This is a genomic window from Streptomyces ficellus (assembly GCF_030406405.1).
Lineage (GTDB): Bacteria > Actinomycetota > Actinomycetes > Streptomycetales > Streptomycetaceae > Streptomyces > Streptomyces ficellus_B.
Genome location: NZ_JAUEPL010000001.1, coordinates 191,274 through 217,238, shown reverse-complemented (window position 1 = coordinate 217,238; position 25,965 = coordinate 191,274). Strand labels below are relative to the sequence as shown.

General features: G+C 70.3%; 23 protein-coding genes and 1 pseudogene. 15 read left to right on the top strand and 9 right to left on the bottom strand.

Translation table 11 applies throughout. The annotated features are described in order from the left end of the window. Nucleotides 1-17: 17 nt before the first annotated feature. The gene (locus QWM81_RS00980; RefSeq protein WP_290109421.1) at nt 18-1,145 is read left to right on the top strand and encodes a ferrochelatase; all 1,128 of its coding nucleotides are present in this window, start codon (nt 18-20) and stop codon (nt 1,143-1,145) included. 9 nt (nt 1,146-1,154) lie between these two features. Continuing rightward, on the top strand, nt 1,155-1,997 hold the full coding sequence (locus QWM81_RS00975; protein ID WP_290109420.1) for an inositol monophosphatase family protein: 843 nt from the start codon (nt 1,155-1,157) through the stop codon (nt 1,995-1,997). Nucleotides 1,998-2,070: 73 nt separating this feature from the next. Here the strand turns inward: QWM81_RS00975 and QWM81_RS00970 are convergent, their stop codons facing one another. Continuing rightward, complete coding sequence (locus tag QWM81_RS00970) at nt 2,071-2,244, bottom strand: hypothetical protein (protein ID WP_290109419.1); 174 nt, start codon at nt 2,242-2,244, stop codon at nt 2,071-2,073. A 336-nt stretch (nt 2,245-2,580) separates the two neighbouring features. On the opposite strand from QWM81_RS00970, the gene QWM81_RS00965 reads away from it, so the two are divergent. From QWM81_RS00965 to QWM81_RS00950, 4 genes are all read left to right on the top strand, one after another. Then, nucleotides 2,581-3,234, top strand: coding sequence for a response regulator transcription factor (locus QWM81_RS00965; RefSeq protein ID WP_073755389.1), 654 nt, complete (start codon nt 2,581-2,583; stop codon nt 3,232-3,234). A 3-nt stretch (nt 3,235-3,237) separates the two neighbouring features. Beyond that, nucleotides 3,238-4,461 carry a sensor histidine kinase gene (locus tag QWM81_RS00960; protein ID WP_290109418.1) on the top strand — a complete coding sequence of 408 codons (1,224 nt, stop codon included), beginning with the start codon at nt 3,238-3,240 and terminating at the stop codon, nt 4,459-4,461. 394 nt (nt 4,462-4,855) lie between these two features. Further along, nucleotides 4,856-5,152, top strand: coding sequence for a DUF4193 domain-containing protein (locus tag QWM81_RS00955; protein ID WP_003955561.1), 297 nt, complete (start codon nt 4,856-4,858; stop codon nt 5,150-5,152). A gap of 13 nt (nt 5,153-5,165) precedes the next feature. Beyond that, nucleotides 5,166-6,062, top strand: coding sequence for a hypothetical protein (locus QWM81_RS00950; protein ID WP_290109417.1), 897 nt, complete (start codon nt 5,166-5,168; stop codon nt 6,060-6,062). Here QWM81_RS00950 and QWM81_RS00945 read toward each other — a convergent pair. After that, a complete protein-coding gene (locus QWM81_RS00945; RefSeq protein ID WP_290109416.1) occupies nt 6,059-6,562 on the bottom strand; it encodes a DUF3093 domain-containing protein in 504 nt (167 codons plus the stop codon). The genes QWM81_RS00950 and QWM81_RS00945 overlap by 4 nt on opposite strands. 58 nt (nt 6,563-6,620) lie before the next feature. Between QWM81_RS00945 and QWM81_RS00940 the strand changes: the two genes are divergently transcribed. From QWM81_RS00940 to QWM81_RS00910, 7 genes are all read left to right on the top strand, one after another. Further along, entirely contained in the window at nt 6,621-7,196 is a 576-nt protein-coding gene (locus QWM81_RS00940) for a PaaI family thioesterase (RefSeq protein WP_290109415.1), read from the top strand. Further along, complete coding sequence (gene dut / locus QWM81_RS00935; protein ID WP_290109413.1) at nt 7,196-7,708, top strand: dUTP diphosphatase; 513 nt, start codon at nt 7,196-7,198, stop codon at nt 7,706-7,708. The genes QWM81_RS00940 and dut overlap by 1 nt, the downstream gene beginning before the upstream one ends. 1 nt (nt 7,709) lies before the next feature. Continuing rightward, nucleotides 7,710-8,474: a DUF3710 domain-containing protein gene (locus QWM81_RS00930; RefSeq protein ID WP_290109412.1), complete on the top strand. Its 765-nt coding sequence runs from the start codon at nt 7,710-7,712 to the stop codon at nt 8,472-8,474. Nucleotides 8,475-8,742: 268 nt separating this feature from the next. Beyond that, nucleotides 8,743-11,337 carry a DUF4118 domain-containing protein gene (locus QWM81_RS00925; RefSeq protein WP_290109411.1) on the top strand — a complete coding sequence of 865 codons (2,595 nt, stop codon included), beginning with the start codon at nt 8,743-8,745 and terminating at the stop codon, nt 11,335-11,337. Further along, the gene (locus tag QWM81_RS00920) at nt 11,334-12,020 is read left to right on the top strand and encodes a response regulator (protein ID WP_290109410.1); all 687 of its coding nucleotides are present in this window, start codon (nt 11,334-11,336) and stop codon (nt 12,018-12,020) included. Before QWM81_RS00925 ends, QWM81_RS00920 begins: the two co-directional genes overlap by 4 nt. 34 nt (nt 12,021-12,054) lie before the next feature. Then, entirely contained in the window at nt 12,055-12,453 is a 399-nt protein-coding gene (locus QWM81_RS00915; protein WP_290109409.1) for an OB-fold nucleic acid binding domain-containing protein, read from the top strand. 3 nt (nt 12,454-12,456) lie between these two features. After that, the gene (locus QWM81_RS00910; RefSeq protein ID WP_290109408.1) at nt 12,457-13,224 is read left to right on the top strand and encodes a DUF3159 domain-containing protein; all 768 of its coding nucleotides are present in this window, start codon (nt 12,457-12,459) and stop codon (nt 13,222-13,224) included. Nucleotides 13,225-13,416: 192 nt separating this feature from the next. On the opposite strand, the gene QWM81_RS00905 is transcribed toward QWM81_RS00910, so the two are convergent. Together QWM81_RS00905 and QWM81_RS00900 are read right to left on the bottom strand one after the other, a co-directional pair. Beyond that, complete coding sequence (locus tag QWM81_RS00905; RefSeq protein WP_290109407.1) at nt 13,417-14,094, bottom strand: potassium channel family protein; 678 nt, start codon at nt 14,092-14,094, stop codon at nt 13,417-13,419. After that, nucleotides 14,094-14,762 (bottom strand): potassium channel family protein, encoded by a 669-nt coding sequence (locus QWM81_RS00900; protein ID WP_290109406.1) that lies wholly within the window; start codon nt 14,760-14,762, stop codon nt 14,094-14,096. The genes QWM81_RS00905 and QWM81_RS00900 overlap by 1 nt, the downstream gene beginning before the upstream one ends. Nucleotides 14,763-15,170: 408 nt before the next feature. Here QWM81_RS00900 and QWM81_RS00895 point away from each other — a divergent pair, with 408 nt between their 5' ends. Continuing rightward, nucleotides 15,171-17,219, top strand: coding sequence for an APC family permease (locus QWM81_RS00895; RefSeq protein WP_290109405.1), 2,049 nt, complete (start codon nt 15,171-15,173; stop codon nt 17,217-17,219). Between the two features lie 75 nt (nt 17,220-17,294). Further along, nucleotides 17,295-18,611: a class I SAM-dependent RNA methyltransferase gene (locus QWM81_RS00890; protein ID WP_290109404.1), complete on the top strand. Its 1,317-nt coding sequence runs from the start codon at nt 17,295-17,297 to the stop codon at nt 18,609-18,611. 214 nt (nt 18,612-18,825) lie between these two features. Here QWM81_RS00890 and QWM81_RS00885 read toward each other — a convergent pair. The 5 genes and pseudogenes from QWM81_RS00885 to QWM81_RS00865 all read right to left on the bottom strand — a co-directional run. Beyond that, nucleotides 18,826-19,015: pseudogene (locus QWM81_RS00885) on the bottom strand (metallophosphoesterase); the annotation flags it as partial. Between the two features lie 409 nt (nt 19,016-19,424). Next, complete coding sequence (locus tag QWM81_RS00880; protein WP_290109403.1) at nt 19,425-19,826, bottom strand: hypothetical protein; 402 nt, start codon at nt 19,824-19,826, stop codon at nt 19,425-19,427. 1 nt (nt 19,827) lies between these two features. After that, on the bottom strand, nt 19,828-24,612 hold the full coding sequence (locus QWM81_RS00875) for a putative T7SS-secreted protein (protein WP_290109402.1): 4,785 nt from the start codon (nt 24,610-24,612) through the stop codon (nt 19,828-19,830). A 2-nt stretch (nt 24,613-24,614) separates the two neighbouring features. Next, a complete protein-coding gene (locus QWM81_RS00870; protein WP_290109535.1) occupies nt 24,615-25,268 on the bottom strand; it encodes a hypothetical protein in 654 nt (217 codons plus the stop codon). Next, complete coding sequence (locus QWM81_RS00865; protein ID WP_290109401.1) at nt 25,258-25,680, bottom strand: hypothetical protein; 423 nt, start codon at nt 25,678-25,680, stop codon at nt 25,258-25,260. Before QWM81_RS00865 ends, QWM81_RS00870 begins: the two co-directional genes overlap by 11 nt. Nucleotides 25,681-25,965 lie beyond the last annotated feature (285 nt).

Below are 25,965 nucleotides of genomic sequence, written 5' to 3'. Positions count from 1 at the left end.
GTGGCAGGATCGATCCCATGGCCGATCAGCGTGACCCCGCTCCGTACGACGCCCTGCTGCTGCTGTCCTTCGGCGGGCCCGAGGGCCCCGACGACGTGGTCCCGTTCCTGGAGAACGTGACCCGGGGGCGTGGCATCCCCAAGGAGCGCCTCAAGGAAGTGGGGCAGCACTACTTCCTCTTCGGCGGCGTCAGCCCGATCAACGACCAGAACCGCGCGCTGCTCGCCGCGCTGCGCGAGGACTTCGCCGGCGCGGGCCTCGACCTCCCGGTGTACTGGGGCAACCGGAACTGGGCCCCGTACCTCACCGACACGCTGCGCGAGATGGTCATGGACGGCCGCCGCCATATCGCTGTCCTCGCGACCAGCGCGTACGCCTCGTACTCCGGCTGCCGCCAGTACCGCGAGAACCTGGCGGACGCCCTGGCCACGCTGGAAGCGGAAGGGCTCCCGCTGCCCCGCGTCGACAAGCTGCGGCATTACTTCAACCACCCCGGGTTCGTCCGCCCCATGATCGACGGCGTACTGAAGTCGCTGGCCGAGCTGGACGAGTCCGTCCGCCCCGGGGCCCACCTCGCCTTCACCACGCACTCCATCCCCACGTCCGCCGCCGACACCTCCGGCCCGGTCGAGGAGCACGGCGAGGGCGGCGCCTACGTCACACAGCACCTGGACGTCGCGAAGCTGATCGCCGACGCCGTACGGGACCAGACGGGCGTCGAGCACCCCTGGCAGCTGGTCTACCAGTCCCGCAGCGGCGCCCCGCACATCCCGTGGCTGGAGCCGGACATCTGCGACCACCTGGAGAGGCTGCACGCCGCCGGGGCGCCCGCGGTGGTCATGGTCCCGATCGGCTTCGTCTCGGACCACATGGAGGTCCTGTACGACCTGGACACCGAGGCCACGGCCAAGGCCGCCGAGCTGGGGCTCCCGGTGCGCCGGTCGGCCACTGTGGGCGACGATCCGCGCTTCGCGGCCGCCGTCCGCGACCTGGTCCTGGAGCGCGCGGCGGCCGAGCGCGGCACAGTGGTGGAGCGGTGCGCGCTGGGGGCCCTCGGCCCCTCGCACGACCTGTGCCCGATCGGCTGCTGCCCGGCCCGTACCGAGCGTCCCGCGGCGGCGGGCGCCGACAGCCCGTACGCGTAAGGAGACGCCGTGACGAGCGACGCAGGGAACAACGCAGCGAACGACGCAGGAACCGACGACCCGCTCCTGGACGAGCTGCTGGAGCTGGCCCTGGAGGCCGGGCGCCGGGCCGGTGCGCTGCTGCGCGACGGCCGCCCGGCCGACCTCGGCGTTCAGGCCACCAAGTCGAGCCCCATCGACGTCGTCACCGAGATGGACATCGCCGCCGAGAAGCTGATCACCGGCTTCCTGGCGGAGCACCGCCCCGACGACGGCCTCCTCGGCGAGGAGGGCGGTGTCACCGAGGGCGTCAGCGGCGTCCGCTGGGTCGTCGACCCGCTGGACGGCACGGTGAACTACCTGTACGGCCTGCCGACCTGGGCCGTGTCCATCGCCGCCGAGCGGAACGGCCGGACCGTCGTCGGGGTCGTGGAGGCCCCGATGCGCGGTGAGACCTTCCGCGCGGTCCTCGGCGGCGGCGCGTTCCTCAACGACCGGCCCATCCGCTGCCGGCCCGCCCCGCCGCTGGACCAGGCCCTGGTCTCGACCGGTTTCAACTACGTGGCCGAGGTCCGGGCCCACCAGGCGGACGTGGCGCGCCGCCTGATCCCGAGGCTGCGGGACATCCGCCGCGGCGGCTCAGCGGCGATCGACCTGAGCGACGTCGCCGCGGGCCGCCTCGACGGCTACTACGAGCGGGGCCTCAGCCCCTGGGACCTGGCAGCCGGGGCCCTCATCGCCCGGGAAGCCGGCGCCCTGACCGGCGGCCGTCCCGGCACGCCGCCGTCGGGCGAACTGGCGGTGGCGGCCTCCCCGGGCGTCTTCGAGCCGCTCCAGGCGCTCCTTGAGGAGTTCGGCGCCTGGCACGACTGAGGTGCGCGGCCCCCGGACACGCGAAAGGCCCCGATGCCCTGGCTGGGGCATCGGGGCCGGCGCGCCGGTGGGATCAGGCGTTCGCGGGGGTGATCTCCACGCCGTGTTCCGCCGCGAGGCGGCGCAGGTCGTCGAGCTCCGCCTGCTCGACGTCGGCCAGGAAGTCGTCTCCCGTCTCGCGAGCCCGTGTGAGGTCGGTCTCCGTGGCCCTTATGCGCTGCAGCAGTCCTGCGGTGAAAGCGTCCATCGTGCGCCCCCTCGTCATGGGTCGGTGGCACGGGGGTGTGCCGAGGGTTGTCAATCGATCACGCACAACACCTCTGGAGGACAGAGTGGAGTGTGGCGCGCCACATACGGGGCGTGATCTCGGGTGTGCAGTCGTCCTCCCCATGGGCTTCCTCACGGAAACCTCAACTCGTCCGTGAATTCGGTTGATTCCCGTATCGCCCCACTGGCCCCCTCCTGCCGCCCCCGGCCCTCAGGTCGCCTTACAGCCGGTTTACGCGCGTAAGGGGCAGGATGGATACGCACAGTCAGTGCGGAGAATCTGCCCGGAGCCGGGCTCGGAGGAAGGAACAACGCCGTGCGCGTACTCGTCGTCGAGGACGAGCAACTGCTCGCCGATGCGGTGGCCACCGGACTGCGCCGGGAGGCCATGGCCGTCGACGTCGTGTACGACGGGGCGGCCGCGCTGGAGCGCATCGGGGTCAACGACTACGACGTGGTCGTCCTCGACCGCGACCTGCCGCTCGTCCACGGCGACGACGTCTGCCGCAAGATCGTCGATCTCGGGATGCCCACCCGCGTTCTGATGCTCACCGCCTCCGGTGACGTCAGCGACCGTGTGGAGGGCCTGGAGATCGGCGCGGACGACTACCTCCCCAAGCCCTTCGCGTTCAGCGAGCTCACCGCCCGCGTACGGGCGCTGGGCCGGCGCACGACGGTCCCGCTGCCGCCCGTGCTGGAACGGGCCGGCATCAAGCTCGACCCCAACCGGCGTGAGGTGTTCCGGGACGGCAAGGAGATCCAGCTGGCGCCCAAGGAATTCGCGGTGCTGGAGGTCCTGATGCGCAGCGAGGGCGCGGTCGTCTCGGCCGAGCAGCTGCTGGAGAAGGCCTGGGACGAGAACACCGACCCGTTCACCAACGTCGTACGCGTCACCGTGATGACGCTGCGCCGCAAGCTCGGAGAGCCGCCGGTGATCGTCACCGTGCCGGGCTCCGGCTACCGGATCTGACCCGTGGCCACGACTCCCGCGCCGCCGCAGGCGCCCCCCAAACCCACCTGGGACCCACGGGAACCCGTCCGCCCGTGGCTGCGCCCGACCATCCGCATACGGCTCACCCTGCTGTACGGCGGGATGTTCCTGATCGCCGGCATCCTGCTGCTGTCGATCATCTACCTGCTGGCCGCGCAGGCCCTCCACATCGGCAGCGAACTGCCGTTCAAGATCGTGGACGGCCAGGTGACCAGCACCGTCTGCAATTTCCCGGAGCGGGCCGGTCCCAGCGAGTTCAACGAGGCGATGAACGCCTGCGTCAACCAGCAGCGCCAGCACGCGCTGGACGACCTGCTGCGCCGTTCGCTCTTTGCGCTCCTCGGCCTGAGCATCATCGCCTTCGCCTTCGGGTACGCCATGGCCGGCCGTGTCCTGTCACCGCTGGGCCGCATCACCCGCACCGCCCGCAATGTGGCGGGCACGGACCTGTCGCGCCGGATCGAGCTGGACGGCCCGGACGACGAGCTGAAGGAGCTCGCGGACACCTTCGACGACATGCTGGACCGGCTGGAGCGGGCGTTCACCGCGCAGCAGCGGTTCGTCGCCAACGCCTCGCACGAGCTGCGCACGCCGCTGGCGATCAACCGGACCCTCCTGGAGGTCCACCTCTCCGACCCCGGGGCGCCCGTGGAGCTCCAGCAGCTGGGCAGGACGCTGCTGGCGACCAACGAGCGCAGCGAGCAGCTGGTGGAGGGGCTCCTGCTGCTCGCCCGCAGCGACAACGAGGTCGTCGAGCGCAAGCCCGTCGACCTCGCGGAGGTCGCCTCCCGCGCCATCGACCAGACCCGCGCGGAGGCCGAGGCGAAGGGCGTGGAAATCCGTGGCGAGCGCGCCCCCGCCGTCGTACAGGGCAACGGCGTGCTGCTGGAGCGGATCGCCCTGAACCTGGTGCAGAACGCGGTGCGCTACAACGTCGACGGCGGCTGGGTGGAGGTCACCACCGAGACCCAGCACGGCCAGGCGGTCCTGGTGGTCTCGAACACGGGGCCGGTGGTCCCGGCGTACGAGATCGACAATCTCTTCGAGCCGTTCCGCAGGCTGCGGCAGGACCGCACGGGCAGCGACAAGGGCGTGGGACTGGGGCTGTCGATCGCCCGGTCGGTCGCGCGGGCTCACGGGGGCCGTATCATCGCGGAGCCCCGAGAGGGCGGCGGCCTCGTCATGCGGGTCACGCTTCCTGCGTGAAATGCCGGATGAGCCGTCAATCGTGTTCGCTTTGCGCGGAATTTTCGGGACCTGTTCCCGGGGTCTCCGTGTGTGATCGATCACAAGGGACCGTTTCCGGCCATCTACTCTCCGTGATCAAGAATTCCCCCGGAAAACCAGGAAAAGTCCGGGTTTCCAGGGGGCTGGATCACGGGAAGTACACGGGGTGGTGCCTGTAAGGCGCGGCTTCCGGACCGTGTACGGTCCCGTTCGCCACCTAAACCCGATCACTCGTGAGGGGTCCGGTTGGGTGTCGATTGAGTAACAGACCTTGATGTGAGGCAAAATCTCCGCCTCAGGTCGGGCACAAGTCCGGCCTCTCACGCGTTACGTGCGCTGGAGACACCGCAAACACCCAGAGGGGGAGAGCGACATGGCAACGGATTACGACACCCCACGCAAGACCGACGACGACGTCGACTCGGACAGTCTTGAAGAGCTGAAGGCACGGCGGAACGACAAGTCGACCTCGACCGTCGACGTCGACGAGTTCGAGGCCGCGGAGGGGCTGGAGCTGCCTGGCGCCGACCTCTCGAACGAGGAGCTGGCCGTCCGGGTGCTGCCCAAGCAGGCGGACGAGTTCACCTGCATGAGCTGCTTCCTGGTCCACCACCGCAGCCAGCTGGCTCGCGAGAAGAACGGTCAGCCGATCTGCCGAGACTGCGACTGAGGTCCGGTCGGCCGTGGCAGGCGACACCCCGTATCGGAAGCGACGCTTCCGGCTCCGTAGCAGGAAGCCGGAGGCGTACCAGGGCGGCACAGACCCGGCAGGCGCCCACCACGCGCCCGCCGAGCACTCCGCCCTCCTGCCCTCCCCCGGCGCGCGTGATGACGAGCGAGGCCCCTCGGCCTCGCTCGAGGCAGCCGGAGGGGCAGGGAAGCCGGTCAGGGCACGGCGCATGGACGCCGTCAGGCGTGGCGTACAGAAGGGCCGCCAAGGCGCCAGGGCGGGCCTGTCCCATCTCGCCGACCGGCTCATCGACAACGCCCCGCGCGTTCCCGTCCGCGACCTGGCCACCTTGCGCAGACAGTTCCCGGGCCTTGGCCCCGAGCAGCTCGCGGACAAACTGATCGCGGGCGCGGCCAATGCCACCTCCACCGTGGGCGCCGGCGTGGGCGTGGCCGCCATGCTGCCCGTACCCCCCGCGATGCCGGCCGAGCTGGCCGCCGAGATCACCGGCGTCGCGGCGATCGAACTGAAGCTCATCGCCGAACTCCACGAGGTGTACGGCCAGCGCCCCCCGGGAAACGTCAGACAGCGCGCGACGGCGTACCTCACCTCCTGGACGGAGGAGCGCGGGATCGACGTCACCAAGCCCGCCACCGTCAACGCCGCCCTGGGCGGCGGTATGAAGCGCCAGCTCCGCCATCAGATCATGAAGCGCATGGCGCGCAACCTGCCGAACCTGATGCCGTTCATGGTCGGCGCCGCAGTCGGCGCCGTGATGAACCGGCGCGACACCAAGAAGCTCGCCGAGCACATCCGCGCGGACCTGCGCCGCCGCCAGGTGCCCTGGGACGCGCTTGCCGAGCTGCCCCCGCTGGACCAGCCCGAGAACCCCAAGGAGCTCGGTTTCTAGGCCGGCGGGTCCTGCGGGTCCTGAGGGTCCTGCGGCGCCCGTGCGTGCGTGAGCGCCGCTGCCAGGGCCTTCGGTTCGCGGCTCGACACATAGACGTACGGCGTCGGATCGGCCGGGTCCGTCACCTCGACGCGGACGGCCTCCGGGACATAGCCGCGCATCAGCATGAAGGCGCGCGTATCGGCCTTGTACGTGCGCCAGGCGCGCGCCTCCTCGGCGTCCAGCACCTCCGGCTCGCCGAGCGCCGACACCGGGATGCGGGCGTCGCCCGCCACCAGCGAGCCCGCCACCACACGGATCCGCGCGGAGCCGTACGAACTGACCCCCATCGCCGCCAGCGCGCCCGCGACGATCAGGCCGCCCAGCATCGGCAGGGTGCCCAGCGGAAGCATGATCAACCCGCCGGAGACGCCCAGCAGGGCGGCGATCAGCCACCAGGAGCGGGGAGCGGTGAGACGTTCGTCGTACTGGGGGGCCAAAGCCGCGTCGGAGGGCTGCATACACCCAAGCTTGGCACGGCGCGACCGGTCGTCCGCCGCGCGGGTAAGGTCTCCCGCTGTGAGCACTGCACTGACGCCTCCAGCCGACGCCATACCGCCGGTAAGGCACCCCGACGCCCCCGTCCCGGGCGAACTGCTGGGCGCCCACTACGAGCACTGCTTCGGCTGCGGCGGCGGACAGCCCCACGGGCTGCACCTGGAGGCCAGGGCAGGCGAGGGCGTCACCATCACGGCCGAGTTCACGGTCACGATCGACCACCAGGGCGCTCCGGGCCTCGCGCACGGCGGCATCCTCGCCACCGCGCTCGACGAGACGCTCGGCTCGCTGAACTGGCTGCTGCGGGTGATCGCGGTGACCGGCCGGCTGGAGACCGACTTCGTGCGCCCGGTGCCCGTCGGCACGGTGCTGCACCTTCAGGCCGAGGTCACCGCCGTACACGGCCGGAAGATTTACTGCACGGCGACCGGCAGGATCGGCGGCCCCGAGGGGCCCGTAGCGGTCCGCGCCGACGCCCTCTTCATCGAGGTCAAGGTCGATCACTTCATCGACAACGGCCGCCCGGAGGAGATCCAGGCGGCGATGGCCGACCCCGACCAGCTCCGGCGCGCCCGCGCCTTCGAGGTGAACCCCTGATGCGTAACCCCGTTGACGTCCTGATCCGCCGCGTGGACCCGGAGGTGCCGATCCCCTCGTACGGGCACCCGGGCGACGCCGGCGTCGATCTCGTCACCACCGAGGCCGCCGAGCTGGCCCCGGGCGAGCGCGCGGTTCTGCCCACCGGCGTGTCGATCGCGCTGCCGGACGGGTACGCGGCCTTCGTGCATCCCCGCTCGGGGCTCGCCGCTCGCTGCGGAGTGGCTCTCGTGAATGCCCCAGGGACGGTGGATGCCGGGTACCGTGGGGAGATCAAGGTGATCGTGGTCAACCTGGACCCGCGCGAGAGCGTGCGGTTCGAACGGTTCGACCGGATCGCCCAACTGGTCGTTCAGCAAGTCGAGAGGATCCGCTTCCACGAGGTCGCGGAGCTTCCCGGCTCGGCCCGGGCCGAGGGGGGCTTCGGGTCCACCGGCGGTCATGCCGCCGTGGAGGGTTGGACGGGTGGGAATCGATACGCTTCGGTCGTATCCGACCGGGAAGGACAGTGACGTGTTCGGACGTCGCAAGAAGAGCAGTGCCGCTGCGGACGCAGCGGGCGAGGCCGAGCAGGTCGTCGACGAGGTCGGCACTGACGACGCGGTGGACAGCGAGCCGCGCCGGGTGAACCTTCCGCCGGCGCCCCGGCCCGACGGTCCCTGGGACATCTCCGAGGTGTCCAGGCCCGAGGAAGGCCGGGTGGACCTGGGCGGCATGTTCGTGCCCGGAGTCGAGGGCATGGAGCTGCGGGTGGAGGTCGCGGGCGACGCGATCGTCGCGGCGACGGTGGTGCTGCGTGACAGCGCCATCCAGCTGCAGGCGTTCGCCGCCCCCAAGAAGGAAGGCATCTGGGGCGAGGTCCGCGAGGAGATCGCCTCCGGCATCACCCAGCAGGGCGGCATCATCGATGAGGTCGAGGGCCCGCTCGGCTGGGAGCTGCGGGCCCAGGTCCCGGTCCAGCTGCCGGACGGCACCGGCGGTGTGCAGCTGGTGCGCTTCGTCGGCGTGGACGGCCCGCGCTGGTTCCTGCGCGGAGTGATCTCCGGGCAGGGCGCGGTGCAGCCGGAGGCCGCGGGACTGCTGGAGCAGATCTTCCGGGACACCGTGGTGGTACGGGGCGAGGGGCCGATGGCGCCGCGCGACCCGATCGTCCTGAAGCTTCCGAACGACGCGCAGATGGTCCCCGAGGGCGTTCAGCAGGAGGACCAGGAGAACTCGCGTTTCTCGGGCGGCATGGGTCAGTTGCAGCGGGGCCCGGAGATCACCGAGGTCCGCTGACGCGCACGGATGGTGGGCCGTGTCCCGTACGGCATCGCGTACGGGGCACGGCCCACTCGTGTGCGGTCGCCGAGGCACGGCGGGCGGCGGCGTGGACGCAGCGCAGACGCGGCGCAGGAGCAGCACAGAAGCAGCACAGAAGCATCAGAATCCCGTCAAGACGCCCCGGAACCGGACCTCGCGCCCCCTTCGCCGGAACCCCTGGCCGTAAGGTCGACGCTGTGCGTGCACACCGCACACGTACGCGAACGAGAACGACAATGAGGCCATGGGACGCGGCAAGCTTCGGATCTACCTCGGTGCGGCACCGGGCGTCGGCAAGACGTACGCCATGCTCTCCGAGGCACACCGCCGCCTGGAGCGGGGCACCGACTGCGTCGTCGCCTTCGTCGAGCACCACGACCGCCCCCGTACGGAAGTGATGCTGCACGGCCTCGAACAGATCCCGCGCCGCGCCATCGAGCACCGGGGCGCCGCCTTCACCGAGATGGACGTCGACGCCGTCCTCGCACGCCGCCCCGCGGTCGCCCTGGTGGACGAGCTGGCCCACACCAACGTCCCCGGCACGCGCAACGCCAAACGGTGGCAGGACGTCGAGGAGCTGCTCGCCGCCGGTATCGACGTCATATCGACCGTCAACATCCAGCACCTGGAGTCACTCGGCGACGTCGTGGAGTCGATAACCGGCGTACGGCAGCGGGAGACCGTCCCCGACGAGGTGGTCCGCCGCGCCGACCAGATAGAGCTGGTCGACATGTCGCCCCAGGCGCTGCGCCGCCGCATGGCCCACGGCAACATCTACCAGCCCGACAAGGTCGACGCGGCTCTCTCCCATTACTTCCGCCCCGGCAACCTCACGGCCCTGCGCGAACTCGCGCTGCTGTGGACGGCCGACCGCGTCGACGAGTACCTCCAGCAGTACCGCGGCGAGCACAACATCCGCTCCACCTGGCAGGCCCGCGAACGCATCGTCGTCGGCCTCACCGGCGGCCCCGAGGGCCGCACCCTGATCCGCCGCGCCGCCCGGATGGCCGCCAAGGGCTCCGGCAGCGAGATCCTCGCCGTCTACATCGCCCGCAGCGACGGCCTGACCTCCGCCTCGCCCAAGGAGCTGGCCGTCCAGCGCACCCTGGTCGAGGACCTCGGCGGCTCCTTCCACCACGTCATAGGCGACGACGTGCCCTCCGCGCTGCTGGAGTTCGCCCGAGGCGTCAACGCCACCCAGATCGTGCTGGGCTCCAGCCGCCGCAAGGCCTGGCAGTACGTGTTCGGGCCCGGCGTCGGCGCCACCGTCGCCCGCGAGTCCGGGCCCGACCTGGACGTCCACATCGTCACCCACGAGGAGGTGGCCCGGGGCCGCGGGCTGCCGCTCGCGCGCGGCGCCCGCCTCGGCCGCTCCCGCGTCATCTGCGGCTGGCTGACCGGCATCGCCGGTCCCGCCCTGCTCACCCTGCTGCTCACGCACATCGACGCGGACCTCGGCCTCGCCAACGACATGCTGCTGTTCCTGTCGCTGACCGTGGCGTCCGCGCTGCTTGGCGGCCTGGTCCCGTCCCTCGCCTCGGCCGCCTTCGGGTCGCTGCTGCTCAACTGGTTCTTCGCCCCGCCCTTCCACCGGCTGACGATCGCCGACCCGAAGAACATCGTGGCCATCGCCGTCTTCTTCGGCGTGGCCGTGTCGGTGGCGTCGGTGGTGGACCTGGCCGCCCGACGCACCCATCAGGCCGCCCGGCTGCGCGCCGAGTCGGAGATCCTGTCCTTCCTGGCCGGCAGCGTGCTGCGCGGGGAGACCGCGCTGGACGCCCTGCTGGAGCGGGTCCGCGAGACGTTCGCGATGGAGTCGGTGGCGCTGCTGGAGCGCGAGAGCGACGTCGAGCCGTGGACCCGGGCGGGCAGCGTCGGACGCCGGCCGGTGGCGCGTCCCGAGGACGCGGACGTCGACATGCCGGTCGGCGACCATATGGCGCTCGCGCTCTCGGGGCGGGTCCTGCCCGCCGAGGACCGCCGGGTGCTGGGCGCGTTCGCCGCCCAGGCCGCCGTCGTACTGGACCGGCAGCGACTGGTCGGCCAGGCCGAGGAGGCCCGGAAACTCGCCGAGGGCAACAAGATCCGCACCTCGCTGCTGGCGGCCGTCAGCCATGACCTCCGTACCCCCCTCGCGGGCATCAAGGCGGCCGTGTCGTCGCTGCGGTCCGACGACGTCGAATGGTCCGAGGAGGACCGGGCCGAGCTCCTCGAAGGCATCGAGGCGGGCGCCGACCGGCTCGATCACCTCGTCGGCAACCTGCTCGACATGTCGCGCCTCCAGACCGGTACGGTCACGCCGCTGATCCGCGCCATCGACCTGGACGAGGTCGTTCCCATGGCGCTCGGCGGTGTCCCCGACGGCAGCGCGGAGCTGGACATCCCCGAGAGCCTGCCGATGGTCGAGGTCGACAAGGGCCTCCTGGAGCGGGCGGTCGCCAACATCGTCGAGAACGCCGTCAAATACAGCACGGGCGCCGCACCGGTACTCGTGTCCGCGAGCGCGATCGCCGAACGGGTCGAGGTGCGCGTCGTGGACCGGGGCCCGGGCGTCCCCGACGACGGCAAGGAACGGATCTTCGAGCCCTTCCAGCGCTTCGGCGACGCGCCGCGCGGCGCGGGCGTGGGCCTCGGCCTCGCGGTCGCCCGCGGGTTCGTCGAGGCGATGGGCGGCACCATCACCGCCGAGGACACCCCCGGCGGCGGCCTGACCATGGTGCTCACGCTCAAGGCCGCGGCCACCCCGGTCACCTCCGCCGACGCCCCCTCGCCCCAGCCCTCCACACCCCAGCCCCCCTCGCCCCAGCCCCCCTCTCTCCAGAAAGCAGGCCCCTCATGACGCGGGTGCTCGTGGTCGACGACGAGCCGCAGATCGTACGCGCCCTCGTGATCAACCTGAAAGCGCGCAAGTACGAGGTCGACGCCGCGCCCGACGGCGCCACCGCGCTGGAACTGGCCGCCACCCGCAGCCCCGACGTGATCGTCCTCGACCTCGGCCTGCCCGACATGGACGGCGTCGAGGTCATCAAGGGGCTGCGGGGCTGGACCCGCGTACCGATCCTGGTGCTCTCCGCCCGCCAGACGTCCGACGAAAAGGTGGAGGCCCTGGACGCCGGCGCCGACGACTACGTCACCAAGCCCTTCGGCATGGACGAGCTGCTGGCCCGGCTGCGCGCCGCCGTGCGCCGCGCCGAGCCGGTGGGCGGCGGCGAGGACGGCACGGTCGTGGTGGAGACGGCCGGCTTCACCGTCGACCTCGCGGCGAAGAAGGTACGGCGCGACGGCCGCGACGTGCGCCTGACCCCGACCGAGTGGCACCTGCTGGAGGTCCTCGTGCGCAACAGCGGCCGGCTCGTCAGCCAGAAGCAGCTGCTCCAGGAGGTGTGGGGGCCCTCGTACGGCACCGAGACCAACTACCTGCGCGTCTATATGGCCCAGTTGCGCCGGAAGCTGGAGGCGAACCCCTCGCACCCCGAGCACTTCATCACCGAACCCGGTATGGGATACCGCTTCGAGCGCTGATTCCGCCGACAGTGGGGGCCGGTAGGCTTTCTGTATGAGTGCCGCACCGCGAACCGAGAAGCAGGCCGGCCGCCTCCGCCGGATGCTCGACCGGCTGTCCAGCTCCCAGGGGGACCTGGAGTCGGAGGAGCTGCGTGAGGACGCACAGGCTTCGGGGTGCATCCGTATCTCCGACTGCGATGACCGGCAGATCGTCAAGGTGACTGGTACCTTGCGGACGGTCACCCTGCGTCCGCGGGCCGGTGTGCCCGCCCTGGAGGCGGAGCTCTTCGACGGGACGGCCCCGCTGGACGTGGTGTGGCTGGGCCGGCGCTCCATCGCGGGCATAGAGCCGGGCCGCAAGCTCATCGCCTCGGGCCGGATCTCCATGAGCCACGGCCGGAGGGTCCTCTTCAATCCCAAATACGAACTCCGACCGCTCGGACAGGAGTAGCCGGTGACGTCCCTCGACAAGCCGACCACCAGCGACCAGGACGCGCAGGACGCCCACAACACGAAAGCGGTGACCGAAGCCGCCTTGTTCGACGCCTTCGGCGGCGTACGGGGGATGGTGGAGACGGTCCTGCCCGGGCTGCTCTTCGTCACCATCTACACGATCAACAAGGACCTGCACCTGTCGGCCATCGCGGCGCTGGGGGTTTCCCTCCTGCTCGTCGCCGTCCGGCTGATCCGCCGTGACACCGCGAAGCACGCCTTCAGCGGCGTCTTCGGCGTCGCGTTCGGTGTGGTGTTCGCGATGATGACCGGCAACGCCAAGGACTTCTACCTGCCGGGCATGCTCTACACGCTGGGCCTGGGCATCGCGTACATCGTCACCACGCTGGCGGGCGTCCCGCTGATCGGCCTGATCCTCGGGCCGGTCTTCAAGGAGAACCTCTCCTGGCGGACGCGGAACCCCGGACGGAAGAAGGCGTACGCCAAGGCCAGCTACGCGTGGGGGCTGATCCTGCTCGGGAAGTGCGCGATCCTCTTCCCGCTGTACTGGTGGGCGGACACCACCCAGCTCGGCTGGGTACTGGTCGCCCTGAAGATCCCGCCGTTCCTGCTGGCGGTCTACCTGACCTGGGTGTTCCTGCGGAAGGCCCCGCCGCCGATCGACGTGTTCGCGGAGATGGAGGCGCAGGAGCGCGCCGAGAAGGAACGCGAGGCGGCAGCCGCGGCGGCCACCCCGCCGCACCCCCAGCCGCAGCGCGGCGAAGCCTGACCACGCCGAGCCGGTGGCGTACGGAAAGGGGCCCGGGGAGCCGATGGTGGCGTCTCCGGGCCCCTTCCGCGTAGCGAAACAGGCGTTACGCGAAAATTCGTAGGAACCGTAAGGAAACAGGCGTAACGAAACGAGCGAAACGGGCCTAACGAACGGCCCCGATGCGACGGCCCGTGACGCAACGGCCCTGCATCAGCTCGCCGCGTCCTCGCGGCGTACCGACAGCAGGTCCTCCAACTGCTCCTCACGCGCCTGCGCGGCCACGAACAGCAGCTCGTCGCCCGCCTCCAGCGTCTCCTCCGCGCTCGGCGTCAGCACCCGGGAGCCGCGGATGATCGTCACCAGTGAGGTGTCCTGCGGCCACTCCACGTCGCCCACCGCCGTACCGGAGAGCGCCGACTCCGGCGGCAGCGTCAGCTCCACCAGGTTCGCGTCCCCGTGGCTGAAGCGCAGCAGCCGGACCAGGTCGCCGACGCTCACCGCCTCCTCGACCAGCGCCGACATCAGACGCGGCGTGGAGACCGCCACATCGACGCCCCACGCTTCGTTGAACAGCCACTCGTTCTTCGGGTTGTTGACCCGGGCGACCACCCGGGGAACCCCGTACTCGGTCTTCGCGAGCAGCGAGACGACCAGGTTGACCTTGTCGTCACCCGTCGCCGCGATGACCACGTTGCAGCGCTGCAGCGCGGCCTCGTCCAGCGAGGTGATCTCGCACGCGTCGGCCAGCAGCCACTCCGCCTGCGGCACCCGCTCCACCGAGATGGCGGTCGGGGCCTTGTCGATCAGGAGCACCTCGTGCCCGTTCTCCAGCAGCTCGCCCGCGATGGAACGGCCCACCGCACCGGCGCCCGCAATAGCGACCCGCATCAGTGACCGCCCTCCTCAGGCCCCTCGGCGAACGACGCCTCGACCTTCTCGATCTCGTCCGTACGCATCATCACGTGGACCAGATCGCCTTCCTGCAGCACCGTCTGGGACGTCGGCAGGATCGCCTCGCCCAGCCGGGTGAGGAAGGCGACCCGTACGCCCGTCTCCTCCTGGAGCCGGCTCACCTTGTGCCCGATCCACGACGGCGAGGTGTGCACCTCGGCCAGCTGTACACCGCCGCTCGGGTCCCGCCACAGCGGCTCGGCGCCCGACGGCAGCAGCCGCCGCAGCATCTGGTCCGCGGTCCAGCGGACGGTGGCGACCGTGGGGATGCCCAGCCGCTGGTAGACCTCGGCGCGCCGGGGGTCGTAGATCCGGGCGGCGACGTTCTCGATGCCGAACATCTCGCGGGCCACCCGCGCCGCGATGATGTTGGAGTTGTCACCGCTGCTCACCGCGGCGAACGCCCCGGCCTCCTCGATCCCCGCCTCACGCAGGGTGTCCTGGTCGAACCCGACCCCGGTGACGCGCCGCCCGCCGAAGCCGGAGCCCAGGCGCCGGAAGGCCGTGGGGTCCTGGTCGACGACGGCGACCGTGTGGCCCTGCTGTTCCAGGGTCTGCGCGAGTGCGGCTCCCACTCGCCCGCAGCCCATGATGACGATGTGCACGTCCGCTTACCCCGCACTCCTGGTCACCCTGCTGACCTGCGAAAACACCCTGCTCACTCTTCTCTCTCAGCCTGCGGGCGGTGATGCCTGATGACGAGCTTATGCCGCCACCTCGCTGTTGCCCTCATCCGAGGCGGCCGACGCGTTTCTCCTGGTACCCGCTGCGACGGCCTGTGCGGCCACGTCGGCTTTCGGTCACCGCGCGCCCCCTTCCCCCGGCACTTCCGGTAAGGACGCCGCCGCCCGGGACACGGTTGCCGACGGGACCCGGCCCAGTGTCCCGGCTCACAGCTTTTTCACGGCCGCAGCCGTGGATGACGCGGAGTACGCGTTAAGGGAACGCAAGTTTCCGCGAGAACGGGGGGTGTGGGTGGGCGGGGCGCAATTCGAGCGCTTACGATCCTCTGCGTGTCCAAACTGACCGACGTGCCCAAACGGATCCTGATCGGCCGGGCGCTGCGCAGCGACAGGCTGGGAGAGACGCTTCTCCCCAAACGCATCGCGCTCCCCGTCTTCGCCTCCGACCCGCTTTCCTCGGTGGCGTACGCGCCAGGAGAAGTCCTGCTGGTCCTCTCCATCGCGGGTGTGTCGGCCTACCACTTCAGCCCCTGGATCGCGCTCGCCGTCGTGGTCCTGATGTTCACGGTCGTCGCCTCGTACCGGCAGAACGTCCACGCGTACCCCAGCGGCGGCGGGGACTACGAGGTCGCCAACACCAACCTCGGCCCCAAGGCCGGCCTCACCGTCGCCAGCGCGCTCCTCGTCGATTACGTCCTGACCGTGGCCGTCTCCATCTCCTCCGGGGTGGAGAACCTGGGTTCCGCCATACCCTTCGTCGTGGAGCACAAGGTCTTCTCGGCCATCGCGATAATCGTGCTCCTCACCCTGATGAATCTCCGGGGTGTGAAGGAGTCGGGCAAGCTCTTCGCGATTCCCACGTATGTATTCGTCGCCGGCGTCTTCATCATGATCGCCTGGGGTGCGTTCAAGGGGATCGTCCTCGACGACACCATGAAGGCCCCGACCGCCGATTTCGAGATCCGGCCCGAGCACGAGGGCCTGGCCGGTTTCGCACTGGTCTTCCTGCTCCTGCGCGCCTTCTCCTCCGGATGCGCCGCGCTCACCGGCGTCGAGGCGATCAGCAACGGCGTCCCCGCGTTCCGCAAGCCCAAGAGCAGGAACGCCGCCACGACCCTCGCCCTGATGGGCGCCCTGGCCGTCACCATGTTCTGCGGCATCATCGGCCTGGCCATGGCCACCGACGTCAAGATGGCCGAGCAGCCCGCCCACGACCTGATCCGCGACGGCGTCCCGGTCGGCGAGGACTACGTACAGAACCCGGTGATCTCGCAGGTCGCGGCCGCCGTCTTCGGCGAGCACACGTTCTTCTTCGTCCTGCTCGCCGCGGCCACCGCGCTCGTCCTGTTCCTCGCCGCGAACACCGCGTACAACGGCTTCCCGCTCCTCGGCTCGATCCTCGCCCAGGACCGCTACCTGCCGCGCCAGCTCCACACGCGCGGCGACCGGCTCGCCTTCTCCAACGGCATCGTGCTCCTCGCGGGCGCCGCGATGCTGCTGGTCTGGCTCTACGGGGCGGACTCCACCAAGCTCATCCAGCTCTACATCGTCGGCGTGTTCGTCTCCTTCACGCTCAGCCAGACCGGCATGGTGCGGCACTGGAACCGCCACCTGAAGACCGAGACCAACCCGGCCGCCCGCCGCCGTATGATCCGCTCCCGCGCGATCAACACCTTCGGCGCCTTCTTCACCGGCCTGGTACTGGTCGTGGTGCTCGCGACCAAGTTCACGCACGGTGCCTGGGTCGCCCTGCTCGGCATGGTCATCTTCTACGGGACGATGAGCGCGATCCGTAAGCACTACGACCGGGTCGCCGCGGAGATCGCCGCGCCCGACGAGCCCACCGACGACACCGCCCGGCCCTCCCGCGTCCACTCCATCGTGCTGGTCTCCAAGGTCCACCGGCCGACGCTGCGCGCCGTCGCGTACGCCCAGCTGATGCGCTCCGACAAGCTGGAGGCGCTCAGCATCAACGTCGACCCGGCCGAGACCAAGGCGCTGAAGAAGGAGTGGGAGCGGCGCGGCATCAACGTCCCGCTGAAGATCCTGGACTCCCCGTACCGCGAGATCACCCGGCCGGTCGTCGAGTACGTCAAGGGCCTGCGCCGCGAGAGCCCGCGCGACGCGGTCAGCGTGATCATTCCGGAGTACGTGGTGGGGCACTGGTACGAGCACCTGCTGCACAACCAGAGCGCGCTGCGCCTCAAGGGACGGCTGCTGTTCACGCCGGGCGTGATGGTGACCTCGGTGCCGTACCAGCTGCGGTCCTCCGAGGTCGCGAAGAAGCGCGAGAAGAAGCGCCAGGAGTGGAACGCGCCCGGCTCGGTGCGCCGCGGCCCGGCCGTCGAGCGTCCCAAGGAACCGGCCGCCAAGAACTGACCGCTCCCAGGGGCACGTAGACTGGTGGGCTGCCACCCCGGCAGCCCCCCGTCTCACCCCTGGAGTCCCCCCATCATGCAGAACGCACCGCAGTCTTCGCTGATCGGGGAAGAGTACGAGGTCGAGGTCGGCCCCGTGGCACACGGCGGCCACTGTGTCGCCCGTACCGACGAGGGGCGCGTGCTGTTCGTCCGGCACGCGCTGCCCGGCGAGAAGGTCGTCGCCCGTGTCACCGAGGGCGACGAGGACTCCCGTTTCCTGCGCGCCGACGCGGTGCGCGTGCTGGAGGCCTCCAAGGACCGGGTGGAGGCGCCCTGCCCGTACGCCGGACCCGGCAAGTGCGGCGGCTGCGACTGGCAGCACGCCAAGCCGGGCGCGCAGCGCCGCCTGAAGGGCGAGGTCGTCGCCGAGCAGCTGAAGCGGCTCGCCGGCCTGACGCCCGAGGAGGCCGGCTGGGACGGCACGGTCATGCCCGCCGAGGGCGACAAGCTGCCGCCCGGCGAGGTCCCGGCCTGGCGCACCCGCGTCCAGTACGCGGTGGACGTCGAGGGCCGCGCGGGGCTGCGCAAGCACCGCTCGCACGACGTCCAGCCGATCGACCGCTGTCTGATCGCCGCGCCCGGCGTCAGCGAGCTCGGCATCGAGAAGCGGGACTGGTCCGGAATGGCGTCGGTGGAGGCGATCGCCGCGACCGGTTCGCAGGACCGGCAGGTCATCCTCAATCCGCGCCCCGGCGCCCGTCTCCCGATCGTCGAACTCGACAAGCCGGTCTCGGTCCTGCGGGTCGCCGAGGACGGGGGAGTGCACCGCGTCCACGGGCGCCCCTTCGTGCGCGAGCGCGCCGACGACCGTACGTACCGCGTGGGCAACGGCGGCTTCTGGCAGGTCCACCCGAAGGCCGCCGACACCCTGGTGCGCGCGGTGATGCAGGGCCTGATGCCCCGCAAGGGCGACACGGCCCTGGACCTGTACTGCGGCGTGGGCCTCTTCGCGGGCGCCATCGCCGACCGGGTGGGCGACAAGGGCGCGGTGCTCGGCATCGAGTCGGGCAAGCGCGCGGTGGAGGACGCCCGGCACAACCTCCAGGACTACGAGCGGGTCCGCATCGAGCAGGGCAAGGTCGACCAGGCCCTGCCGCGCACCGGCATCACCGAGGTGGACCTCATCGTCCTGGACCCGCCCCGCGCGGGCGCCGGCAAGCAGACGGTCAAGCACCTGGCGAGCCTGGGCCCGCGGAGGATCGCCTACGTCGCCTGCGACCCGGCGGCCCTGGCCCGGGACCTGGCCTACTTCGCCGAAAACGGCTACAAGCCGCGCACGCTGCGGGTGTTCGACCTCTTTCCGATGACGCACCACGTGGAGTGCGTGGCGATTCTGGAGCCGGTGAAGTAAGGGCTCTGACCTGCTGATCCTCAGGTTTTCGGGCGGGTCACTCCGACATGTTTCCGCGGGCGCACGGCGTGGCAGATGGCGCGAGGGATGTGCTCCTGATCTGCGGCTGCGTAGCGTGGCGTGCGGGATGGCCGACGCATTGCCCCCACTTGGAGAGGGCGGGCGACAACCGTCGTGACGCTCGTTCGACGCTGGTCCCGACAAAGCGTCAGGACTATGCCTGCTTCGACGCGACTTCGATGACGGTGATGTCGGACGGTACGCCCACGCGGGCGGGCGGCCCCCGAGGCGCCGGCGCCGTAGATGACGTACAGCTGGGTGCCGCCGCCCAGTTCGGCGAGAACGTCGCCGGGCCAGAGCTGACTGCCGTGGGTGATGAGCGCGCGCGGGGCGTCGGCCCGGTGACGGTCCTCGCGCTGGGGCGCAGGGCTTCGTCGTGTTGGCGCGGAGCCGGGCCGGGGCGGCCGGTTCGCCGTCCAACAGGTCGTCGATCACGGGAGTGCTGATCAGGCAGATCCAGGCGCCGGGGGAGCGGGTGCGAGGTCAGCGCGGCGCCATCAGGCAGTGTGACAGAGCACCGTGGTGACCTTCAGCCGAATGTCCCAAACCTTGTCCGGGCGAAGCCGTCTCTGTGGACGAGGAACGTCGGCAAGCCGGGGCCAGTCCTCGCCGGTGGCCGACTCGCCGACGAGGTCCGAATCGGCGCTGACCGCGGCCCGGCGGGGCCGGTCGAAGGGAAGCGTGTCGCGGTGTCCCACAGCCAATGGCCCGCTGCCGGAGGCGTCCGGCAGAGACTGCTCACGCACTTGCTTCTCAGGATTTCGCCCGGAAACCCAGCAAGCTGCTTACCTTGACGGAAAGGGGGAGAAGGGTGTCGTAGTCGGCCGGAGGGACGCGGAAATCGTGCCGGTGGGTAGCGTGCAGGAACTCCTCGGGTAGATCAATGTGGTAGCGCTCGACGTACTTCGCCAGGTCCGCCCGCCAGACGAATTCGCCGTCGGTCAGCACGGAGGAACCGCCCGGAACCCGGAATGCGCCGTTGATGACATCGGTTGTGAGCTCGGTGACGTCGAGAAGGGGGTGGCCGGAGGTGAGGTAGCTCACCAGTTTCACGACCGGATACTTCCCTTTGCCCGAATCGGGCGCAGGAATAGACCCGCCCCAGGCTGCTGCATAGTTCGGGTCCATTTCCTGGTAGAAACCGATCAGCTTCACGTCAGCCTCCGATGATGGGAAGGAAGGTTCGCCAGTATCCGCCATTGTCGATTTGTGGAATCTGGCCCGTTCCGAGCAGGGGGTTGGTGCCCACTCGATCTGTGGGGGCTCTTACGGTGACGCCCATCTCGTTGGCTATCTGCTGGGCGATTCCTGAGGTGTCCGCACCGGAATGGCACACCATGAGCCGGAGCGGACCGCCATCGTAGTTGGGATTGTTGCGGATGGCATCGACGAGTTGTCCTCCGTTCACCGGCCCGTCCGGGGTCTCCAGGAAACCGTCCCGTGAACCGTGGGCGACCACGTCGTGCTGGCCGTCGTTCAGAACGTTGCGGAAGTTTCTCACGCTCGGTCCATCCTCGCCGATGAGGGTGGCCGTGGGGCCGTGCGTCACCGGCGACCCCGAGGGGATGCCGCTGTCGCTCATGTAGTCGACGTCGTCTCGGGCGCTGCACGGTGCCAGACCGAGCGGATCGGTCCAGGCGAACGGATTTCCGACGTAGGTTGCGGGATTCGGAGCGGCTGCCAGGCCGAGGGGGTCGGAGGTGAGGTAGCGAGCCGTTTCGGGGTCGTAGTGGCGGTGCAGGTTGTAGTGGAGCCCGGTCTCGGGGTCGTAGTACTGGCCCGGGAAGCGCAGCGGGGTGTAGGCGGTGCTGGATTTGGCCCAGGCTGTCGTGCCCCAGAGGGTCGTGCGGGTGTGCCAGGCAATGTCGCCGGTTTCGTCGACGAGTTCCGTGGGAGTGCCGATGAGGTCGGTGGCGATGGCGAAGAAGCGGCGGTCGATCTCCTGCTGGCGGCTGTCCGGGGTGAGGACGCGTTCCGTCTGTGCCAGGGGTGTGACACCGCGGTGGTCCCAGGTGAGTACGACCGGTCGGGGCAGTTCGGCTGACACCGTGGTCTGTTCGCAGAGAGTGGAGCCGTCCCAGGTGAAGCGGATCTCCTCCACGACAGTCAGGCCGTCGTCGGCGAGGCGTTGCTTGCTGGTACGGCGGCCCAGGGGGTCGTAGGTGTAGCGCCAGCGGGTGCCGTCCGGGGTGATCACCTCTTTGAGGTGATCCTCGGTGTCCCACGTGTACCGCCAGGTGTCCGGTTTGCGGGACAGACGGGTTTTCTGGCGCAGGGTGATGCGTCCGCGGGCGTCGTGTTCGTAGCGCACCGATCCGGCACGGGTGAGGGTGGTGCCCCGGTAGGTGCGGGGGCCGGTGGCCTCGCGTCCGGGGTGCGAGTCAGGCCAGGAGGCGGAGGTCTGGTTGCCTGCGGTGTCGTAGGCGTAGCGCTCGCTCCACCCTTCGGCGGACACCCGCGTCACACGCCCGGCCGCATCCAGGTCGAAGGTTCGGGTGCCTGTCAACTGATCGGCGACAGCGGTGAGATGGCCGTCCGCGCGGTAGGAGTAAACGCGCCGATTGAGTGTGCGGGCCTCTGTGAGCAGGTGCTGTTCGGTGAGTCGGCCGGCGTCGCTCCAGGCGGAGGCGAGGGTGAGCGTGCCGTCGAAGGTGCGCTCCACCTCCCGGCCGGCCACGTCGTGGGTGAAGGCGACCTCGTGGCCGCCGGCGGTCAACCGCGCTGGGCGCCCCGCCTTGTCATAGGCGTAGGTCGTGACCTGTCCGGTAGGGGTTGTGCGGCGTACACGGCGGCCCATCGCGTCATAGCGGTAGTCGACGGTACGGCCGTCCACCAGCTCGGTTTTCAGCAGCCCACGACGGTCATAGCTGCGTATCAACTCGCTGTCGGGCCCTGTCGCCTGCACGAGGCGGCCGGCGGGGTCGTAGCGGTAGGACGTAACGTGGTCTGCCTCGCCCTTGGCCGCGACTCGGCCGAGTTCGTCGTAGGCGTATCCGATGGTGATGCCGAGGGGATCCGTGCGAGCGGTGAGCTGCCCGGCAGCATCATGGCGGTACGTGTGGACGCGGCCGTCGAAATCACTTTCGGAGGTCAGTCGCCCCGCAGCGTCATAGGTATAACTCCACTGCAGCCCTTGTGGGTTGATCACCTGAATGAGACGCAGGCTCGCGTCGTGCCGGAACTCGTAGCGGGAGCCGTCAGGGCCGGTGCGGGCGGCAAGCAGGTCGAAGTGGGTGTACTCGAGCCGGGTCACGCCACCGGCCGGGTCGGTATGGGTGAGACGGTTGCCCTCGCCGTCGTACGTCCACGACTCGGTCGCCCCGTCGGGCCCTGTACGGCTGGCGAGATACCCGTCCAAGGTCCAGGTGAGGTGCGTGGTCGTGTCCAACGGGCCGACGATCAGCACCGGGCGGCCTCGGGCATCGCGCTCCAGCCGGGTCGTCGCCCCGGCCGGATCGGTGACCTCGACCGGGAGGCCGGCCGCGTCACAACGGACCTCGGTGACGGCGCCGAGCGCGTCGGTGACCGAGACCAGGCGACCGTGAGCGTCGTATGCGTGACGAGTGGTGCGTCCCGCTGGGTCGGTGGTCGCTATCCGGTTGCCGCGCTGGTCGTACTCCAGCGACCAGCGGGCGCCGTCCTGCCCCTGGATTACCGTTGGCAGTCCCGATGGGTCTCGCTCAGCGCGCAGTTCGCTACCGTCCGGGTGGATCACGGAGACCAGTCGGCTGCTCTCGTCGTAGGTGTAGGTGGTGGTGCGGCCGAGTGGGTCGGTGCGGGTCAGGAGGTTGCCGCTGGTGTCGTAGGTGTAGCGGGTGGTGTGGCCGAGAGGGTCGGTGGTGGCCAGGACGCGGCAGCGGTGGTCGATGAGGTGGCGGGTGGTGTGGCCGTCGGCGGTGGTGAGGGTGGTGGTGCGGTGGCCGGTTTCGGGGTCGGGTTCGGTGTAGGTGAGGGTGATCTGGATGTGGCCGGCTTCGCCGCCTTCGGCGATGACGCGGTCGCGGTCGTCGTAGGTGTAGTCGTAGCGGCTGTTGTTGGAGTCGATCCAGGCGGTGACACGGCGGCGGTCGTCGTAGACGAAGGTGGTGGTGGCGCCGGAGGGTTTGGTGACGGTGGTGAGGTTGCCGTCCTGGTAGCCGTAGCGCATCAGGGGCAGGTCCGTGCTCGCGTCGCCCGCGCCGGCCAGGGAGAGTGCGGTGATCCGGCCGTCGGCGGTGGTCAGCTTCACCTGGTGGCCGGCCGAGTGGACGAGGGCCAGCGGCAGGCCGTCGTCGGTGCGGTCGACGGTGATCGTGTGGCCGTTGCGGTCGGTGACGGAGGTCAGCCAGGCGGTTGCGTCGCCGCCGGGTTCGCTGCCGAACGGGGCGGTGAAGTGGCGGGTCAGGCCGGTGTCGGGGTCGGTGACCGTGTAGTCGCCGTGGGTGTCCCGGGCTAGGTGGGTGCGGGCCCGGCCCGTCTCCGGCCGGGTGGGGGCGCCGGGGGCCGGGTGCGGGTACGGGATCAGGAGCCCGTCGGCGGTGACGTGGATGACGCCGACCGGGTCGACCTCCAGTCGCTCGTCGACGGTGGACGTCCAGGAGGGGCCGAGGAAGCGGCCGGTCGTGCAGCCGGACTCGGTGCGGCGGGTGAAGACCAGGGGCAGGATGCCGGGGATCGCCAGATCGGTCTGGGGCAGGAACATCCGGCCGGAGGCGAGGTCGACGGGGTCGGTGCCGTCGGTGGTGCGCTCGCCATCGGGGCGGTTGTGGGTGCCGTCCGGGGCGTCGTCGATCAGCTTGCGCGCACGTGCGGCGTCCGCGGCGATGCGGACGCCCTTCACCGCGGCGCCGCCTCCTCCGGTGGCTGCGGCCAGCACGGCGTCGGGCGCCAGCCGGCCGAGGCCCTCGTAGGGGTCCTTCATAAAGTCGCTGATCATCTGCTTGCCGGTGCCGACCGGGTCGTTGGCGGCGACCACCAGTCCGGCGGCGAGGCTGTTGAGGTTGGTGGCGTACTCGGCGGGGTGGGTGAGGTTGTAGGGGTCCAGCGGATTGATCCCGCGCACGAAGTTGAGCAGGCCGGCGGTGCCCTTGATCACGCCGCCGCCGACGTGGTCGCCCATGATCTGCAGCTCCTGCAGACCGTCGCCCAGCTGCTCGGCGTAGGACGGCTTCTGCGGGGCCGTGTCGCGCGCGGCGCGGACCGCGCTGCGGGCGGTCTCCGCGGCCGTGTTCCGCTGCTTGCGGGCGTCGGCGAGGATCTCCTGCGCCTCCTGCATCAGCTTCTTGCCGGGGTCGTCGAACGTCGCGGCGGGGCGCGGCGGGAGCGTGGAGGGGGAGCGCTGGTCGGCGGGCTGGGCGTTGTAGCGGTCAACCGCCTTGTTGTAGTCGTCGACCTTCTTGCGGTGCGCGTCGGCGGCCTCCTCGGACGCCTTCACGCCCTCCTTCCACTTGTCGATCGCCGTCTGCGCCTGCCCCTGCGCCCACGTCACGGTCCCGGCGAACGCCTCCAGCGCGGCGGCCGCCTTCTCGCACGCGTCCGCACCGGTGAACCACTTCGGCGGCTGGGTGCTCACCGCCTTGCGCAGCGCCTCGGCCGCCTCGCCCTTCAAGCGCGAGGAGTCCAGTCCCTTCAAACCGCTGCCGGCGTCGTCGAACGCCTTCTGGAAGCCCCGGAGTTTCTCGGCGGTGGAGCGCAGCTTGTCCGGGCTGCCGTAGATCAGCTTGGTCTTGTCCTCCGTCTGCCCGAGGTCCAGCTCATCGACCTCGGCGCCCATTCGGTTGGCGACCGAGCGGGACTGCTCGCGCACCCAGTCCGCACCGGACTCCCAGCCGACGTCGTCCAGCCGGTCGGCGGTCCAGTTCCCGGCGTCCTCGACCCGGTTGCCGACCCACTCGACACCGCCCTCGACCGCCTTTTCCACCGAGTCGGGCGTGATGTCACTGATGAAGTCGCCGATGCCCACGCTCAGTTGCCCCCGCTTTCGCCCTGCTGCGCCTGCCGGGCGCGTTCCTCCGGCGACGGGCCGAAGGTGTCGTCCAGCGCGCGATTCCACTGGTCGTCGGATATGCCGAGCGCGTCGTTGAGCATCTGCGACTGCCGACCTCCCTGCCCCTCGGTCAGAACCGTGCGGCCGGTGTCCTTCCAGGTCTGTTCCATGTCCTGACCGGCCCGGTCGAACGACTCCGCGCTCCAGTCCGGGTCCAGGTAGTCCGGCGTGAACACCTCGCCCCAGCCCTGCCGGGTGATCTCCTCCTCCGAGGCGTGCGGGTTGCCGCCCATCACGGAGTTGACGCCCACCTTCAACGCGCCCTCGACGTACTGGTCGTGCTCCCACTGGGTGCCCGCCGCCAGGCCCAGGCGGGTGGCGATCTCGCTGGCGTCGCTCACCAGGGCGCGCACGCCCCACTCCCAGCGCTCGCAGAAGTCCTCGAAGTCGACGGACAGACCGTGGTGGCCTGCCTCCATCCCCGTCATCGACAGTGCGGAGAACCCCTTGCCCATCACCGAACCGGTCGCGCCGCCCAGGTCGCCCAGCCCGTCGATGGTGGCGCCCACGCCCTTGGTGAACTTCGCGACCGATGCCTTGTCGAAGTTCAGGTCCACCCCGTCACCGCCCACGGCCACGTCCCTCTTCCGCTGCCTCGGTGTCGACGGCGACGCCGGCCGGAACGATCCCGGTGACCGGCGGGAAAAACATCGACCCGTCCTCGCTGGCGATGTCCACCGCGAGACCGGCAGGCTCACCCAACGACGGCACGATCTCATCCACGATCCGCGCACCCAGCAGCGCCGCGTAGTCCACCGGCCGGTCACCCGGCCCGTGATGAAGGGCGAAACGGGCCAGCGCCGTCTCATCAGTGAACCCACAGATCCACCGCACCCCACCCGAACGCGCCGACCACAGGCCCCCACGAGAGGTCGGGACCAGCAGGATCGAGCGCCGCATCTCACCCACCAGCGCCCGAGGATCGCCAACCCCCGCCCTCCGCGCGGCAATCCGCTCGGCCAACGCCGTCCTGGGCTGCTCCACGGTCCCCCCCGTCTTCGGTCACTGATGGCAGCGTAGAACAGACGCTCCCGAAGGGGCCGGTGGTTCCCATGGGGTCACACACCTGGGCTCTGCACGTGGCTCTCAGTTCGAGACCGCCGTGGGCATGCGGTGGCCATGGGCGGCGTCTATGCATGCTGGGGGCATGCCCGTGGCGATCGCAAAAAACTGCGCTCTCGACGCGTCTGTGGCCGTGAGGCGGCCCACCTCATGAGGTCGCGGCTGACCGGGCGTGACGCTCGTTTGACACTGGTTCCGACGGAGCGT